The 16,926-nt window shown below is 63.4% G+C and carries 16 protein-coding genes; 8 read left to right on the forward strand and 8 right to left on the reverse strand.

Features of this window, described 5'->3' with window-relative positions:
- The first annotated feature begins 304 nt into the window (after positions 1-304).
- Entirely contained in the window at positions 305-2,485 is a 2,181-nt protein-coding gene (locus AC1RJW_RS16780) for a prolyl oligopeptidase family serine peptidase (RefSeq protein WP_493045935.1), read from the forward strand.
- 185 nt (positions 2,486-2,670) lie between these two features.
- Here AC1RJW_RS16780 and AC1RJW_RS16785 read toward each other — a convergent pair whose 3' ends face one another.
- The 6 genes from AC1RJW_RS16785 to AC1RJW_RS16810 all read right to left on the reverse strand — a co-directional run bounded on the left by AC1RJW_RS16785 (position 2,671) and on the right by AC1RJW_RS16810 (position 8,547).
- On the reverse strand, positions 2,671-3,564 hold the full coding sequence (locus AC1RJW_RS16785; RefSeq protein WP_493045936.1) for an STM4011 family radical SAM protein: 894 nt from the start codon (positions 3,562-3,564) through the stop codon (positions 2,671-2,673).
- A complete protein-coding gene (locus AC1RJW_RS16790) occupies positions 3,558-4,937 on the reverse strand; it encodes an STM4012 family radical SAM protein (protein ID WP_493045938.1) in 1,380 nt (459 codons plus the stop codon). Before AC1RJW_RS16790 ends, AC1RJW_RS16785 begins: the two co-directional genes overlap by 7 nt.
- On the reverse strand, positions 4,934-5,779 hold the full coding sequence (locus AC1RJW_RS16795; protein WP_493045940.1) for an STM4013/SEN3800 family hydrolase: 846 nt from the start codon (positions 5,777-5,779) through the stop codon (positions 4,934-4,936). Before AC1RJW_RS16795 ends, AC1RJW_RS16790 begins: the two co-directional genes overlap by 4 nt.
- Positions 5,772-6,860, reverse strand: coding sequence for an STM4014 family protein (locus AC1RJW_RS16800; RefSeq protein ID WP_493045942.1), 1,089 nt, complete (start codon positions 6,858-6,860; stop codon positions 5,772-5,774). The genes AC1RJW_RS16795 and AC1RJW_RS16800 overlap by 8 nt, the downstream gene beginning before the upstream one ends.
- Before the next feature lie 15 nt (positions 6,861-6,875).
- Positions 6,876-7,802 (reverse strand): STM4015 family protein, encoded by a 927-nt coding sequence (locus AC1RJW_RS16805; protein ID WP_493045943.1) that lies wholly within the window; start codon positions 7,800-7,802, stop codon positions 6,876-6,878.
- Positions 7,803-7,971: 169 nt separating this feature from the next.
- Entirely contained in the window at positions 7,972-8,547 is a 576-nt protein-coding gene (locus AC1RJW_RS16810; RefSeq protein ID WP_070218654.1) for a helix-turn-helix domain-containing protein, read from the reverse strand.
- A 222-nt stretch (positions 8,548-8,769) separates the two neighbouring features.
- Between AC1RJW_RS16810 and kbl the strand changes: the two genes are divergently transcribed.
- The 3 genes from kbl to AC1RJW_RS16825 are packed head-to-tail and all read left to right on the forward strand — an operon-like array spanning position 8,770 to position 12,451.
- Positions 8,770-9,999 carry a glycine C-acetyltransferase gene (gene kbl, locus AC1RJW_RS16815; RefSeq protein ID WP_493045945.1) on the forward strand — a complete coding sequence of 410 codons (1,230 nt, stop codon included), beginning with the start codon at positions 8,770-8,772 and terminating at the stop codon, positions 9,997-9,999.
- 37 nt (positions 10,000-10,036) lie between these two features.
- Positions 10,037-11,002 carry an NAD-dependent epimerase/dehydratase family protein gene (locus tag AC1RJW_RS16820; RefSeq protein WP_493045946.1) on the forward strand — a complete coding sequence of 322 codons (966 nt, stop codon included), beginning with the start codon at positions 10,037-10,039 and terminating at the stop codon, positions 11,000-11,002.
- Between the two features lie 48 nt (positions 11,003-11,050).
- Positions 11,051-12,451 carry an L-serine ammonia-lyase gene (locus AC1RJW_RS16825; protein ID WP_493045947.1) on the forward strand — a complete coding sequence of 467 codons (1,401 nt, stop codon included), beginning with the start codon at positions 11,051-11,053 and terminating at the stop codon, positions 12,449-12,451.
- A gap of 167 nt (positions 12,452-12,618) precedes the next feature.
- On the opposite strand, the gene AC1RJW_RS16830 is transcribed toward AC1RJW_RS16825, so the two are convergent.
- Positions 12,619-13,359 (reverse strand): AAA family ATPase, encoded by a 741-nt coding sequence (locus tag AC1RJW_RS16830; RefSeq protein ID WP_493045948.1) that lies wholly within the window; start codon positions 13,357-13,359, stop codon positions 12,619-12,621.
- Positions 13,360-13,369: 10 nt separating this feature from the next.
- Between AC1RJW_RS16830 and AC1RJW_RS16835 the strand changes: the two genes are divergently transcribed.
- The 4 genes from AC1RJW_RS16835 (at position 13,370) to moaD (ending at position 16,622) form a co-directional block, all read left to right on the forward strand.
- Positions 13,370-13,522 (forward strand): hypothetical protein, encoded by a 153-nt coding sequence (locus AC1RJW_RS16835; RefSeq protein ID WP_493045949.1) that lies wholly within the window; start codon positions 13,370-13,372, stop codon positions 13,520-13,522.
- A 124-nt stretch (positions 13,523-13,646) separates the two neighbouring features.
- Positions 13,647-15,128 (forward strand): threonine synthase, encoded by a 1,482-nt coding sequence (gene thrC, locus AC1RJW_RS16840; protein WP_493045950.1) that lies wholly within the window; start codon positions 13,647-13,649, stop codon positions 15,126-15,128.
- Positions 15,128-16,354, forward strand: coding sequence for a molybdopterin molybdotransferase MoeA (locus AC1RJW_RS16845; protein ID WP_493045951.1), 1,227 nt, complete (start codon positions 15,128-15,130; stop codon positions 16,352-16,354). Before thrC ends, AC1RJW_RS16845 begins: the two co-directional genes overlap by 1 nt.
- A 10-nt stretch (positions 16,355-16,364) precedes the next feature.
- Positions 16,365-16,622, forward strand: coding sequence for a molybdopterin converting factor subunit 1 (gene moaD / locus AC1RJW_RS16850; RefSeq protein WP_493045952.1), 258 nt, complete (start codon positions 16,365-16,367; stop codon positions 16,620-16,622).
- A gap of 49 nt (positions 16,623-16,671) precedes the next feature.
- Here moaD and AC1RJW_RS16855 read toward each other — a convergent pair whose 3' ends face one another.
- Complete coding sequence (locus AC1RJW_RS16855; RefSeq protein WP_493045953.1) at positions 16,672-16,905, reverse strand: hypothetical protein; 234 nt, start codon at positions 16,903-16,905, stop codon at positions 16,672-16,674.
- Positions 16,906-16,926 lie beyond the last annotated feature (21 nt).

Below are 16,926 nucleotides of genomic sequence, written 5' to 3' on the forward strand. Positions count from 1 at the left end.
GCCTCTGGACGGGCCATGAACATGTTGCCGATAGTAAAGAAGATTTATGACAGCTTGATGAAACGACTTTTCTTTTGATAATGTTTCTTGTATGAACGTCAGTTTGCCGATTCCGTCGAAAGCGAGATTTATCATGGTAATCCATGTGAATTTGCCAAACAAAAGATGGCAAATCCATCGGATAACTGTGCTTTAAAAGTGGCAATCCGCGCTATGATTTCTCTTGGCGAAAGTCAACATGGGCAGCCGCGGCATGTGTGTGCGGCCTGCTTTCCTCGACATCCAACAATGAGACAAACAACCCATGCAATTACGTAGTGCAACCCTCATATGCAGCTTGCTGGCCGCTTTCGGTGGCAATGCCCTGGCACAATCCTGCCCGGCCGGCGACGGCGCCCCCGTGACGTATCCGGTCAGCAAAAAAGTCGACCAGCAAGACAGCTATTTCGGCACCACCATCGCCGACCCGTACCGCTGGCTGGAAGATGCCAACAGCGCGGAAACGGGCGAATGGGTCGCGGCGCAAAACAAGCTGACGCAATCGTACCTGGGCACCATCCCCGAGCGCGCCGCGATCAAGCAGCGCCTGACCAAGCTGTGGAATTATGAGCGTTTCACTACGCCAACGAAGCAGGGCGGCCGCTACTTCTACAGCCGCAACGATGGCTTGCAGAACCAGGCCGTGCTGTACACGGTGAAAAAGCTGACGGACGAGCCGCGCCTGCTGCTGGACCCGAATACCCTGTCGACGGACGGCACGGTGGCGCTGGCCGGCACCTCGATCAGCCCGAACGGCAAGTACCTGGCCTACGCCACGTCCGCCTCCGGTTCCGACTGGAACGAGTGGAAAGTGCGCGACATCGAATCAGGCAAGGATTTGACGGACCACATCAAGTGGGCCAAGTTCTCGGGCGCCTCGTGGACCAAGGACAACACCGGTTTCTTCTACAGCCGCTATGACGCGCCGAACGAGGCAACCAAGCTGGCCGATATCAATTACTTCCAGAAATTGTATTTCCACAAGATCGGCACGCCGCAAAGCGACGACGTGCTCGTCTTCGACCGTCCCGACCAGAAGGAATGGGCGTTCGGCGGCAGCGTCGTCAGCGACGATGGCAATTATCTGATCATCACGGCTTCGCAAGGCACGGAACGCAAGAACCGCGTTTTTTATAAGGACTTGCGCCAGAAGAATGCCAAGGTGGTGGGCTTGCTGGAAGAATTCGACGCATCGTACTCGTTCATCGACAATGACGGTCCCGTGTTCTTCTTCAAGACGGACAACAAGGCGCCGAAATCGCGCGTGATCGCCATTGATACGCGCAAACCCGCGCCCGCCGACTGGAAAGAGATCGTGCCGCAAAGCGCGGAAACCCTGGTCGCCGTCAACCTGATCAACAACCAGCTGGTACTCGATTACTTGAAAGATGCGCAAACGCAAATCAAGATCGTCGATCTGAAAGGCAAGCTGGTGCGTGAAGTGGCGCTGCCGGGCATCGGTTCGGCCGGCGGTTTCGCGGGCAAGCGTGGCGATACGGAAACGTTCTACTCGTTTACCAGCTTCACGACGCCGGCGACCATCTACCGCTACGACATGAAATCGGGCAAGAGCAGCGTGTACCGCCAGCCGAAGGTCGATTTCGACCCGAACGCCTTTGAAACGCGCCAGCAATTCTTCACCAGCCGCGACGGCACCAAGGTGCCGATGTTCATCGTCTCGAAAAAAGGCATGAAGCTCGATGGCACGAATCCGACCTATCTGTACGGCTATGGCGGCTTCAATATTTCGCTCACGCCAAGCTTCTCCGTGGCGAATCTTGCCTGGGTGGAAATGGGCGGCGTCTATGTGATGGCCAACCTGCGCGGCGGCGGCGAGTACGGCGAAGCCTGGCACCAGGCTGGTACCAAGCTGAACAAGCAAAACGTGTTCGACGATTTCATCGGTGCGGCGCAATGGCTGGTGGACAACAAGGTCACCTCGCCATCCAAGCTGGCGATCGGCGGCGGCAGCAATGGCGGCCTGCTGGTGGGTGCGGCCATGACGCAGCGTCCCGACCTGTTCGCCGCGGCGATTCCGCAGGTGGGCGTGCTCGATATGTTGCGTTTCCACAAGTTCACCGTGGGTTGGGGCTGGGTGCCTGACTACGGCTCGTCGGACGACGCCGAGCAGTTCAAGGCGCTGGTGAAATACTCGCCGCTGCACAACCTGAAGGCGGGCGGCTGCTACCCGGCTACCATGATCACGACGGCCGACCACGACGACCGCGTCGTGCCGGCCCACAGCTTCAAGTTCGCCGCCGCTGCCCAGGCAGCGCAAGGCGGCCCGGCACCCGTGCTGATCCGCATCGACAGCAAGGCGGGCCATGGCGCCGGCAAGCCGACGACCAAGCAGATCGAAGAAGTGGCCGACCGCTGGGGCTTCCTCAGCCGTTCGCTGAAGATGACACCGGTAGTGGCGGAGCCGGCCAAGGTGGCGGCGCAGTAATCTAGCTAAGGACACCGATCAAAACCTACTGCGCGTCGTGATTTACGGCCTGCGATGCTCACTGTACCTTCGTACAGTTGCGCTTCTCGGCCGCAACTCCCTTCCGCTCGCTACGGTTTTGTTCGGCGTTGTAAGTATCGTAATCTGATTGATAAAAAGCGCGGGTGCGGTTGGCCCGCGCTTTTTTACGTCCTGTGCAAAGGCGCGATGCGCGCCAGTACGCCGTTTTCAAACGTGGACTGGAACGGCAAATCCTTGCGCTGCGCGTAGCCGATGTAGCAGTCGCACTTGAAGCGGGGGCAGGGGCGTTCCTGCAGCAGGTCCGCCAGCTCATCCGTGTACAGGTTGCCCAGGCGCTCGGGCACGAAGTGGCAGCGCGCCAGTTCGCCGTCGCCATCGACGGACAGCGACGCCTCGCCCGCCAGGCACGGTTTATTGCGCGAGGGCGAAGGGCGCCGGTTTTGCGCGAACCACGGGTCGACGGCGTCGAGCCAGGCCAGGTCTTCCACCGCGTAGTAGCCGGGGCCGCGCCGGTCGTAGGCGTTCAGCCACAGGTAGACGTGGGCCGGCAGGGCCGCGCGCAGGGCGCGGATGGCGTCCAGGTGTTCGGTCATGGCGACGACGCCGACGGAATAGCGCACACCCATGGCATCGAGCCGGGCGCAGCGGGCGAGAAAGCGGGACAAGGTCGTCTGGTCCGGGTGGTAGGTGCACCACAGGCCGACCTTTTCCAGCCCGTCCATGTTCTCCAGCCAGTCCAGGGGGCCGGACAGATTCGTCTGCAGCGCCACCTGGCGCACGTGGGGCAGGCTGGCCAGGGTCTGCATCGCGTTCCGGTAATGGCGCCGCACCAGCGCCTCGCCCCAGGGCGTGAACAGCACGCCGATGGGGCGCTTCTGTGCCGTCACCCAGCCGGTAAAGCGCGCCACTTCGCGCGCGTCGCGGGCCAGCGCGGCGCGGCTGTCGCGCTTCTTGGCGAACGGGCAGTAGCCGCAGGCGTAGTTGCAGCTGGCCAGCGTGCCCCGGTACAGCAGGGACAGCGTGCCCGCTTGCGCGAAACCCGGCGGCGCTGTCAGCACGCCTGGCCGCCTTCGGCCATCAGCGCGCGCACGGTGCCCGATGCCAGCCAGGGGCCGATGGTGTCGGCGTAGCTGTAGCCCCGGTCATTCAGGCGCAGCAGCGGACCGTCTTCCTCCGCCAATTCCAGCGCGTGCAGCTCGGCCAGCTGCGGCAAGTCTGCTTCGCAGCGGGAGCCGAAGCGCGCCGCGTAGGCGTCGCGGTCCAGGCCCGGTTGCGTCAGCAGCGACTGGATCACGTAGCGCCGGCGCTGTTCTTCGTCATCGAGCTGGTAACCATGTTCGGCCTGCGCAAAACGCGCTTCATCGAGTGCCAGGTAGTTGTCGATGATGTTGATGGTATCAAGCCGCGCCACCGCGTATTCGCTCGAATAATGCAGGCGCGACGTGTAGGAGCGGGCGCCCGCGCCCAGGCCCACCATGCCGTCATTCTGGCAGCAGTACGAAGGACCGTCTTGTTCCGGCGCATGGGGGGCGCGGAACATGCGCATGGAGACCTGCTCATAGCCCTGGGCGCGCAAATGGTCGCGCGCGGCCGCGTACAGGGTCAGGCGGCTGTCGCCATCGCGCGCCAGCATGATGGGGTTGAGCGACTCCGCGCCCTGGCGCCGCGCCACTTTTCCAAGACCCGTCTGTTCCCGCACGTACAGCGGGTACAGATAGATTTCCTCGGGCCGGAAGGCCAGCGCGCTGTCGATGGACGCGAGCAGGCTGGCGACCGTTTGCCCCGCGATGCCGTAGATCAGGTCCAGGTTCAGGGTGGGAAAGCCGGCTGCGCGTATCAGACCGATGGCGTGATGGACGGTGGCGTTCTGCTGCGGGCGGGCCAGCGCGCGCATTTCGCCGGCGGCAAAGCTCTGGATGCCCAGGCTGACCCGGTCGATGCCGTGCGCGCGGCACACGGCCAGCCGCTCAAACGTGATGGTTTCGGGCGAGGCTTCGATGCCGGCCGGCGTGTGTTGCAGGTCAATGCCGAGGATGTCGCGCGCGCCGCACAGCAGGGTGTCCAGCTGCGCGGGCGACAGATAGGTGGGCGTGCCGCCGCCCAGCGCGAAGCGGGCGAAGCGCCGTTCGCCCAGTACGCCGTTGAGTGCGCGCATCTGCACCAGCACTTGCTGCACGTAGCGCTCGACCATGTCGGCGCCGGGGCGGGCCATGGCGAACAGGTTGCAAAAGCCGCAGCGCATCTCGCAAAACGGAATATGGATATACGCGAACAGGGCGGAACGGTCCTGCTGCGCCCACAGGGGCGCCAGGGGCGCCGCCTGCGGCAAGGCGCGGTAGGCCGCCTTGTGCGGATACGAATAGGAATACGCCTGGTAGGGCGTGTGGCGCATGCGCTGCGCCAGGGTGCCCGGCTGTTCGGATGGATTCACGGTGCGGCTCCCTTGGAATGCGGTGGTAAAGAATCAATGAAAAAGTGCGCGTAAGGTACGTTCCACACGCTGTCGTGGGCGACCCTGTGGCCCCGGTAGCCGTCTTCGCCATACGCGCTGCCGTGATCCGAGCAGACGATGGCGAACGTGGGCGCACGCGCGGCGCAGGCGGCAAACAAGGGCGCCAGCGCGCCGTCCACATAACGCAGGGCAGCAGCGTGGCTGTCCAGGCAGTCGGCGCGGCAGCCGGGCAGGTAGGCGCGGTTCGGCGTGTGCAGGGCGGCCACGTTGATGAACAAAAAAGTGCGTTGATCGTTTTGCGCCAGCAGCTGGGTCGCCAGCGCCACCTGCTTTTGCGTCGAATGGCGGCTGGCCACGCCCATGCCCGCGCTCCAGTGGCTTTCCTGGAACAGCGACGGCAGCACGCAGCCCAAGGCGGTCTGCTTGTTGAAGAAGCCCACGCCGCCGATGCAGATGGTGCGGTAGCCGCGCGCGGCCAGTGCGGCGGGCAGGTCGGCCTGCTCGAACGCGAACGTGTGCGGTGAGGTCGTTTCGCTGCCCGCGAAGGCGGAAGCGAACAGGCGCGGATGGCGGCCCGGCGCGGCCGGCGTGGGCAGAAAGCCCGCGAAGAAGGCCTGGTGCGCCGCATACGTGAACGTGGCGGGCGAGTGGCGGCGTTCCCAGCCGCCCGGCGGTAAAAAACGTCCCAGCACGGGCAATTCGCCCGCCTCGTACAGGGCTTGCGCCACGTCAAAGCGTAAGGTGTCGAGCGTGATGAAGACGATGTCGTGGCTGCCGACGACGGCGTGCATGTCGGGGATGATCGGTGTTTCTTTAAGCATGGGCCAATTGCGCCGTGTAAGTATCGATGCCTTGCCAGAGCAGGCCGGGCAGCAGGTCGCCGAAGGCGTTCGCTTCCAGCACGTGGGCCTGGCCGTGGCGCACGACCAGGTCGTAGCCCGTCACGTGGCTGGCGGGGAAGGCGCGCGCGGCTTGGGCGGCGGTGTCTTCCAGCGCGGCCAGGTCGGCTGCGTTCAGGAGGCCGGACGCGTCGCCGCGCCGGTTGTCGAGGTGCAGATTCGTCATCATGTGCTGTCCGATGCGCGCCACGCGGTGCGCGGGCTGGCCCGCCACGGTGACCACGCGCAGGTCGTAGTGGCTGTCGCCGCAGCGGGGCTTGTTCAGCCACGCTTCCGCATACAGTTCCTGTGCGGCCAGCGCATCGACGAGGGCCGCGATGTCGGCGGTCGTCTCGTAGCGCGCCATGCGCTTGACGTTGAACAAGCGCGTCTCGCCATCCGCGCGCGATAATGTGGCCGAGGTGGTGGCTTGCTGGCGGCCCGTCTTGTTCCGGCGGTAGGCGACGACGCCGGACGCCGACGAGCCGTAGCGCGGTTTCAGGTAGACGCGGTCCAGGTCATGCTGGAGCAGCAGCGCTTGCAGATGCTCGTAGCCGTGCACGGGGCCGAGCAGGCTGGGAATGGCGATGCCGTGTGCGGCCAGGTGGCGCTGGCAAGCCAGCTTGTCCGTCATGCGGCTGATTTCGGCCGGCGCATTGAGCACGCGCGTTTGCGGAAAATCAGCCAGTTGCGCCGCCAGGGCCGCCATGGCCGCCGTAAAACCGGCAAACCACGCATCCATGGCCAGCAGTTCGCCGTGTTCGGGCGCAGCGACCGGTGGACGCTCCAGCAGCCTGCAGCCCGCCTGCAGCAACAGCCGGTGGGCGGCGGGATCGTCGCCGGGCGGTTCGATCTTCAGCAGGCCAGGCTGGCGCAAGGCTTCCTCGAGCAGCGCCGGCTGCGTCAGCCAGTCGCGCCATTCCAGCACTTGCGCGGGCGGCAGGCGCAGTTGCGCGCGCGCCGCCTGCATCAGGCGCACGCGCTTGCTGCCCTGTGTCGCCAGCAGGGTGAGTTGCGTGTGCAAAGGGCGAAGCTCCGCTTATTCGCCCACGGCCACGTAGCGGTAGCTTTCGCCGTCGTCCTCGTCCTCTTCCTGCGGGTCGTCCAGCACCACCTCGAAGGGCAGCGTCTTCAGCTTGGCCTGGTTTTCTTCCGAGATGTAGTGGTGCGACAGGTCCAGGCGCTTCAACGTGCCCAGCTGCGTGTGATTGAGCACGGCCACGGCGCCCAGGTCGCCGATGGTGCCCAGCGACAGGTCCAGCGTGTCGAGCTGCGCCACCAGCGGTTCTTCCGCCAGCCAGACGGCCAGGTCGTCGGCGATTTCCGCGTCGCGCAAGCCGAGGTATTTCAGGGTGGGCACGGTCAGCTGCGCCAGCACCTTGCGGTACAGGTCCACGTCGCCCGAGAAGCCATAGTCGTCCGTTCCCAGCCACAGTTCCAGGTGTTCCAGCTGCGGCATGCTCGATTGGGCCAGCGCTTCGGCGATCTTTTGATCGAGGCCGCCCGCTTCGATGGTGAAGCGGCGCAGGTGCTGGTGCGCGAACGGCTCGATGACGAGCTCATTGCCGCCGCGGATGCGCAATTCTTCCAGCAGCGGGAAGGCATCGAGCAGGGGCTTGTAGCTGCCTTGCACGATCCACGAGATTTCGCATTCTTCGTACGTCATGTCGCCGATGAACAGGGCGCGCAGCTTCGGCAGCTGCGGCGCGTGGGCGATCAGCGCGGCCATCACTTCGTCGGCGCCCGATTCGTACGGGTCGCCCCACATGCCGATGATCAGCGCTTCGAGCGCGCCCTTGTCGGCCTTGCCGAGGAAGCCGGCGATCAGTTCCTCCATCTTGCGCTCGTCGTCGTATTCGAGCGACAGGCGGTAGACGATGCCGGGAGAGGCGTCGAACGGCAGGTCCGGGTCGTACTGGACGACTTTCTTGTCGTGGAAGGTGGTGGTGCTGTCGGAAATGGTCATCGCTGTGGCTCCGTGTAGGCGGTGGAGGCCTGGATGCCGCGCGCGGCGTGACGGAGGGACGAGCCGGGATGTGCCGCGACGCTCTGCGAAGACATCCAGGCCTGGAAATCTTGTCTATACTAAAATCTTAGCATAGCCATATGGACATATTGCGCACTGCAGGCGTGCCTTATCGATGGATCACCACCAGCAGGGCCTTGCCCTCGGTTTTTCCAAGATTGCGTATCGTATGCGGCTGGTCCGCCGGATAGCGTGCCGTGCCGCCATTCTTGACCTTTTTCTTCGCCGCGCCCACTTCCAGTTCCAGGTTGCCGTGGATCACCGTCAAATGCTCGGTGGTGCCCGGGTCGTGCGGCTGCGAGGCCAGTTCGCCACCGGGCGCCAGGGTCACTTCATACCATTCGTATTTGCCGGCCAGTTCCATCGGTCCCAGGATGCGCAGCACGTAGCCCGCGTGGTCGCCGGGCAGGGTGGGGGTTTCGTGGGCATCCGTGATGCGGATGGTTTCCACGGCTTTTTCGGCGCTCGACAGCAATTCGCCGATCTGCACGCCCAGGGCGTTGGCCAGGCGCCACGTAATGGCGATGGTGGGATTGGCTTTTTCGCGCTCGATCTGCGACAGCATGGACTTCGAGACGCCTGCGATGCGCGACAAATCCTCGAGTGTCAGGCCGCGCGCCAGGCGCAGCCGTTGCAGGGTGGCACCCACTTCAGGGGGAGAATTGGTCGAAACGCTGGTTTTCATCGGCAGGTGGCTTGCAAAGTTCAAAAGGCTTGGGTAATATCCACTATATTGAATTTCAGTTCGAAATAGTGGATTTTGAAGGAAATCACGGAAACGTGTAGACTTCAAACAGCGCTTCACGGTACAGCATTGTGCGCGCACCGGTCAAGCGGCGGCTTTTTCCCTATGGCGGCTGAAACCACACGCACACCACACGCATACATCAGGGACACAAGGAATATCATGAGCGAGCAAGCGAAGAACACCTTTTTCAGCGGTCTGCAACAGAATCTCGATCAACTGCGCCAGCAGGGCTTGTACAAGCCCGAGCGCGTGATCGCCTCGCGCCAGGGCGCTGAAGTGGTGTGCGACGATGGCCGTACCCTGATCAATATGTGTGCAAACAACTACCTGGGCCTGTCCGGCGACCTGCAGACGCAGGAAGCATCTATTGCCGCCACGCAAAAATACGGCTACGGCCTGTCGTCCGTGCGCTTTATCTGCGGCACGCAAACCGTACATAAAGAACTGGAACAGGCGATTTCCGCCTTCCTGGGCACCGAAGACACGATTTTGTACGCGGCGGCCTTCGACGCCAACGGCGGCGTATTCGAGCCCCTGTTCGATGAAAACGACGCCATCATCTCGGACGCGCTGAACCACGCTTCCATCATCGACGGCATCCGCCTGTGCAAGGCCGGCCGCTACCGCTATGCGCACAACGACATGGCCGACCTGGAAGTGCAGCTGCAGGCGGCGGTTGCCGCCGGCAAGCGCCACAAGGTCATTGTCACGGACGGCGTGTTCTCGATGGACGGCACGATCGCGCAACTCGACAAGATCTGCGACCTGGCCGACAAGTACGGCGCGCTGGTGATGATCGACGAATGCCACGCTTCCGGCTTCATGGGCGCGACGGGACGCGGTACGCACGAGCACCACAATGTGATGGGCCGCATCGACATCATCACGGGCACCCTGGGCAAGGCCCTGGGCGGCGCCATGGGCGGTTTTACCTCGGCGCGCAAGGAAGTCATCGACACCCTGCGCCAGAAATCGCGTCCTTACCTGTTCTCGAACACCCTGGCGCCATCGATCGCCGGCGCCTCGCTGTCGGTGCTGGAGCGCCTGGCCAAGTCGACGGAACTGCGCGACCGCCTGCATGACAACACGGCGTTCTTCCGCAGCGAGATCGAACGCATCGGCTTTACCATCAAGCCGGGCACCCATCCGGTGGTTCCCGTGATGCTGTTCGACGCGCCCGTGGCACAGAAATTCGCCGCCCGCCTGTATGAACTGGGCGTGCTGGTGACGGGCTTCTTCTACCCGGTCGTGCCGATGGGCCAGGCCAGGGTGCGCGTGCAGCTGTCCGCCGCCCACACCCGCGCACAGCTGGTGCAGGTGCTGGCCGCGTTCGAGCAGGCGGGCAAGGAACTGGGCCTGCTGCCGACGACCACTGCCAGTAACCAATAATAACTAACAATAACTAACAAGATATCAGGACAAGACCATGGAACGCATTTTAGTTATCGGCGCAAACGGCCAAATCGGCAGTGAACTGGTGGGCGCGCTGGCGCAGCAGCACGGCGCGGACAACGTCATCGCCAGCGACATCGGCACGAATAATCTGTACCAGGCCAAGCGCTACGCGCAGCTGAATGTACTGGACAAGGACGGCCTGGCGAAAATCATCGCCGACGAAGGCATCACCCAGGTGTACCAGCTGGCGGCCATGCTGTCGGCCACGGGCGAAGCGGCCCCGTTGAAGGCGTGGAGCCTGAACATGGATGGCTTGCTGAATATCCTGGAACTGGCGCGCGAGCGCGGCGAAGCGGGCAAACCGCTGCGCATCTTCTGGCCATCGTCGATTGCCGCCTTCGGCCCGAACACGCCGCAAGTGAACACGCCGCAAATGACGGTGATGGACCCGACCTCGATGTACGGCATCAGCAAGCTGGCCGGCGAGCGCCTGTGCGAGTACTACTTCAACAAGTATGGCGTGGACGTGCGCAGCATCCGCTACCCTGGCATCATCAGCTACAAGTCGCCTCCGGGCGGCGGCACCACCGATTACGCGATCGCCATCTTCCATGCGGCCTTGCGCGGCGAGCGCTATGACTGCTTCCTCGATGCGAGTACGACGCTGCCGATGATCTACATGCCCGACGCCATCCGCGCCACCATCGAACTGATGGACGCTCCTGTGTCGCAGATCAAGATCCGTTCGTCCTACAATGTGGCCGGCGTGTCGTTCAACCCCGAGCAGCTGGCGAAAGCCATCGTGCGCATGGTGCCGGACTTCAAGATCAGCTACAAGCCGGACAGCCGCCAGGCCATCGCCGACAGCTGGCCGCAAAGCCTGGACGACAGCAAGGCCAGCGCCGACTGGGGCTGGAAGGCGCAGATCGGCGTCGAGCAGATGGTCACGGACATGCTGGCCAATGTCGATGCGGGGCAGGCGGCCAAGGCGGCCTGAGTCCCACACAAGCATTTATAAAAACATACTAATATAAAGAGACACTACATGGATATGAGCGTATTTGACCTGTTCAAGATCGGCATCGGGCCGTCGAGTTCCCACACGGTGGGGCCGATGGTGGCGGCGCGGCGTTTTCTGGTCGAATACGGTCCGCTGGACCAGGTAGTGGGCGTCGAGGCGGCCCTGTATGGCTCGCTGGCGCTGACGGGCGTGGGCCATGCCACCGACAAGGCCGTCATTCTGGGCTTGATGGGCGAGACGCCGCAGGACGTGGCGCCCGACGAAGTCGACAGCAAGCTGGCCGCCATCGAGGCGGCCGGCGAGATCGCGCTGCTGGGCACGCACGTGGTGCCGTTTACGGCTGCCACGGGCTTGATCTGGCACAAGAGCGAATCGCTGCCCGAACATCCGAACGGCATGCGCTTTACCCTGAAACTGGCGGACGGCAGCCGCATCGACAAGGTGTATTACTCGATCGGCGGCGGTTTTATCCGCGAAGCGGGCGAGGCGCAAGCCGAAGCGGCCGTGGAATCGGCCGCCAGCGCGCGCGTCGTCTTCCCCTTCGACACCATGGAGCAATTGCTGGCGCATGGCGTGGACAGCGGCCTGTCGATCCCTGAAATGCTGCGCGCGAACGAGTGCGTCAAGCGCAGCGACGATGAATTGAACGCGGGCCTGGACCGCATCTGGCACGTCATGCGCGACTGCATCGCGCATGGCCTGGAAACGACGGGCAACCTGCCGGGCGGCCTGAACGTCAAGCGCCGCGCCGCCAAATTATGGCGATTGGCGCAGGAAGCGAAGGCGTCGGACAACCGCGCCAACGACTTGCCGCACGACGCCGTGCACCTGGTCAGCCTGTACGCGATGGCCGTCAACGAGGAAAACGCGGCCGGCGGGCGCGTGGTGACGGCGCCGACCAACGGCGCCGCCGGCATCATCCCGGCCGTGCTGCGCTACTACGCGCAGGATTGCCGCCCCAGCGATCCGGTCGGCGGCGTGCGCCGCTTCATGCTGACGGCAGCCGCCATCGGCATGTTGTGCAAACGCAATGCCTCGATCTCGGGCGCCGAAGTGGGGTGCCAGGGCGAAGTGGGCGTGGCCTGCGCCATGGCGGCGGCCGGCCTGGTGGCGGCCCTGGGCGGCACGAATGAACAGATCGAGAACGCGGCCGAAATCGGCATCGAACACCACCTGGGCATGACCTGCGACCCCATCGGCGGCCTGGTGCAGATCCCCTGCATCGAGCGCAACGGCATGGGCGCCGTGAAAGCGATTACGGCCGCCTCGCTGGCGCTGAAGGGCGACGGCACGCACTTCGTCAGCCTCGACGAAGTCATCGAAACCATGCGCCAGACGGGCGCGGACATGCAGGACAAGTACAAGGAAACGTCCTTGGGCGGCCTGGCCGTCCACGTCATCACGGTGAACCACGCCGCTTGTTGATGCGCTGGTGGTGGCGTCGGATTACGCGCGCAGCGCTAATCCGACCTACGCTATGCCGCAAGCAACGCATGTTGGCGTAGGTCGGCGTAGGTCGGCTTAGCCCGCAGGGCGTAAGCCGACATCACCAAATAAGTAAGCCGACATCACCAAAGCAGCAAACAACCACCTCACTCCTCCTCAAACAACTGCTCCAGCCTGCGCGGGTAGTGATTCAAGAAATCGCGCGTCACCGCATAGTGTTCCGTGTCTTCATACGCCACTTCATGGATGCCGCCGCCCGTAAACATCAGGATTTTCGCGTTCGGGTAGGCAAGTAAGATCGGCGAATGGGTGGCGATGATCAGCTGCGAGTCGTCCTGCACCAGCTGGTGGATCACCGATAATGCCGCCATCTGGCGGCTGGGCGACAGGGCCGCCTCGGGCTCGTCCAGCAGATACAGCCCCTTGCCGCGCAGCTTGTTGATCAGGGTCGCCATGAACGCTTCGCCATGCGACTGCGCGTGCAGCGACTTGCCGCCGTAGCTGCCCAGGTATTCGGGCATCTCGTCCATATAGGTGGCGACGTTGAAAAAGCTCTCGGCGCGCAAAAAATAACTGTTGTCCGGTTTCTTGTAACTCTTGCTCAGACGCAAGTGTGCGTGCAAGCCCGATTCCTCGTCCGAGGGCAGGGCGATGCGCACGCTGCGCGTGCCGCCATCCTTGCCGAAACCCAGCCCCACGGCCAGCGCTTCGAGCATGGTCGACTTGCCGCTGCCATTTTCGCCGACGAAGAACGTCACGTCGGGGTGGAAGTCCATGTGCACGAAGTCGCGGATGGCGGGGATGGTGAACGGATAGTGATCGAGGTCGACGACGGCGTCGGGGCGCAGCGCGGCGCTTTGCAGATACGGTTTTTTACTCAGCGACATGACCGCTTCCATGAATGACCGCAATGCGGCCGACAAGTACGAGTGTGGCGCAAATCAGGCGCACGCGCCAGTATGCGGCCCGATCTTTATGCGGGACGTTGACCGTGCCATCAAAAATTTCCAAAATGCAATGATTTCACCTCTGCCCGGCGCTGCTGTTTGACAACAGGGGCGAGGGCCAGGACGGCTGCGTGCGCATGCGATTCGCCTTGGGGAGCGGCTGGCACTATAATATCCGCTGCCATTCATGATCAACCGCACTCAGCTCAACTGGACTCTTCAAATCTATGCATTACGTGTCTACCCGCGCTGACAAAGCGCCATCGAATCTGCAGCAATTCTCCGACATCCTCCTGGGCGGCCTGGCCCCCGATGGCGGACTGTATCTCCCTGAACACTACCCGCAAGTCACTGGTGCCGAGCTCAATGCCTGGCGCACATTGTCGTATGCCGACCTGGCCTACGAAATCCTGAAGAAGTTCGCCACCGATATCCCGGCCGCGGACCTGAAGGCGCTGACGGCGAAAACCTATACCAAGGCAGTCTACAAGAACGCCCGCGCCGGCGAAAACGCGGCCGACATCACGCCGCTGCGCGTGCTCGAGGAAAACGTCGTCAAGGGCGGATCGACCACCCTGATGCTGCAGGCGCTGTCGAACGGCCCGACCCTGGCCTTCAAGGACATGGCCATGCAGCTGCTGGGCAACCTGTTCGAATACACGCTGGCCAAGCACGACGCCGAACTCAATATCTTCGGCGCCACGTCCGGCGACACGGGCAGCGCGGCCGAATACGCGATGCGCGGCAAGAAGGGCATCCGCGTCTTCATGTTGTCCCCGCACAAGAAAATGAGCGCCTTCCAGACGGCGCAGATGTTCAGCCTGCAAGACCCGAACATCTACAATATCGCCGTCGAAGGCGTGTTCGACGATTGCCAGGATATGGTGAAAGCCGTGTCGAACGACCTGCCGTTCAAGGCGAAACAGAAGATCGGCACCGTCAATTCCATCAACTGGGCGCGTGTCGTGGCGCAGGTCGTGTATTACTTCCGCGGCTACCTGGCGGCCACCACCAGCAACGAGCAAAAAGTGTCGTTTACGGTGCCGTCTGGCAACTTCGGCAATATCTGCGCCGGCCATATCGCCCGCATGATGGGCTTGCCCATCTCGAAACTGGTGGCGGCGACGAATGAAAACGACGTGCTCGACGAATTCTTCCGCACGGGCGTCTACCGCGTGCGCAAGTCGGCCGAGACGTACCACACGAGCAGCCCGTCGATGGATATCTCGAAAGCGTCGAACTTCGAGCGCTTCGTCTACGACCTCGTGGGCCGCGACAGCGAGCGCGTGCGCGCCCTGTTCACGAAAGTGGAAACCCACGGCGGCTTCGATTTGTCCGGCAAGCCTGGCAGCGACGGCGACGAATTCAAGCTGGTAGCCAAATACGGCTTCAAGTCGGGCAAGTCCACGCACCAGGACCGCCTCGACACCATCCGCGACGTCGCCGACGACTACGGCATCACCATCGACACGCACACGGCCGACGGCATCAAGGTGGCGCGCGAGCACCTGGAGCCGAACGTGCCGATGATCGTGCTGGAAACGGCGCTGGCGGCCAAGTTCAACGAAACCATCCTCGAAGCGCTGGGCGTGGACGCGGAACGCCCGGCCGGCTTCGAAAACATCGAAGACTTGCCGCAAAAGTTTGTCGTGATGGATGCCGACGTGGAAAAAATGAAGGCGTATATCGCCTCGAACACGGGACTGTGATGACAGAAGCCAGCACTGTACGCAAACCGATGCTGTCGGTGGCCGAGGCGCAAGCCTTCATGCTGGGCGCGGCGCGCCCGGTGGCCGAGGTGGAACTGGTCGACACCATGCGCGCCAATGGCCGCGTGCTGGCCACGGCGCAGACGTCGGCCCTGAACGTGCCCGAACGCGACAACACGCAGATGGATGGCTATGCCGTGCGCGCCAGCGATTGCGCCAGCGGCGCGGCCAGCTTGCCCGTGTCGCAGCGCATCGCGGCCGGCCACGTGGGCCAGCCCTTGCAGCCGGGAACGGCCGCGCGCATCTTTACGGGCGCGCTGATCCCCGAAGGCGCCGATTGCGTCGTCATGCAGGAGCAGTGCACGGTGCTTGACGGCGTGGTGACGGTCAACCACGTGCCGCACGCGGGCGAATGGGTGCGCCGCCAGGGCGAGGATATCCGCGCCGGCGGCGAAATCCTCGGCGCCGGCCGGCGCCTGCGCAGCCAGGAAATGGGCCTGGCCGCCTCCGTGGGGCTGGCCCAAGTGCCCGTGCTGCGCAAGCTGCGCGTTGCCGTCTTCTTTACGGGCGACGAACTGGCCATGCCGGGCGAACCTTTGGCGCCGGGCGCCGTCTACAACTCGAACCGTTTTACCTTGCGCGGCCTGCTGGAAAACCTCGGCTGCGAGATCACGGACCTGGGCATCGTGCCCGACAGCCTGGACGCCACGCGAGCCGTGCTGCGCCAGGCGGCGCAGGGCAATGATTTGATCATCACCTCGGGCGGCGTGTCCGTGGGCGAGGAAGACCATATCAAGCCGGCCGTGGAAGCGGAAGGGCGGCTGAACATGTGGCAGATCGCCGTCAAGCCGGGCAAACCCCTGGCCTTCGGCGAAGTGGGCGACGCCTTCTTTGTCGGCTTGCCCGGCAATCCCGTGTCCAGTTTCGTTACCTTCCTGCTGTTCGTACGCCCCTTCATTTTGCGCCTGCAGGGCGTGGCGGGCAGCCTGGCGCCGCGCAGCTACCAGCTGCCGGCCGCGTTCGAACGCCTGAAGGCGGACAAGCGCAACGAGTTCCTGCGCGCCAAAGTCAATGACGACGGCGAGCTGGAATTGTTCGCCAACCAGAGTTCGGGCGTGCTGACGTCCACCGTGTGGGGCGACGGCTTGATCGATTGCCCGCCGGGGCTGTCGATCGCGCGCGGCGACATGCTGCGTTTTATCCCGTTTAACGAATTGCTGTACTAAGGAAGCCTTGATGAAGATCAATCTGCGTTTTTTTGCCAGCGTGCGCGAGCTGGTGGGCACGGGCCAGGAAGTACTGGAAGTAGCCGGGCCGCGGCTGACGGTGGGCGAGGTGAGAAGCTTGCTGATCGCCCGCGGCGGCAACTGGGAATATGCGCTGGCGCAGGGCCGCGCGCTGCGCATGGCGCATAACCAGGTGATGTGCGACGCCGACACCGTGATCGCTGAAGGCGATGAAGTGGCGTTCTTCCCGCCCGTGACGGGCGGCTGATCCCGCTTGTCAAAAATGAAACGGCCACTTCATCGAAGTGGCCGTTTTTTCATGACGACCTGGTTTTCGGCTTGTCCCCGCTGCACGCCTCGCAGGCGACGGCCTTGCGGTAGCGCCAGTATTTCGAGCCGATGAAGATGGCCGACGCCACCAGCGACCAGGCCAGCGCGCTGAGGATGTCGGCGCCGCTGGTGGTGCCCTTGCTGTACTCGACCACCGTCAGGATGATGAATAAGATCGAGCTGGCCAGCAAATAACGGGAAATCCAGAATCCTGCGCCCATGTGTTTCTCCTCTTGTCGTCG

This window comes from Janthinobacterium sp. GW822-FHT07A03 (genome assembly GCF_058798815.1).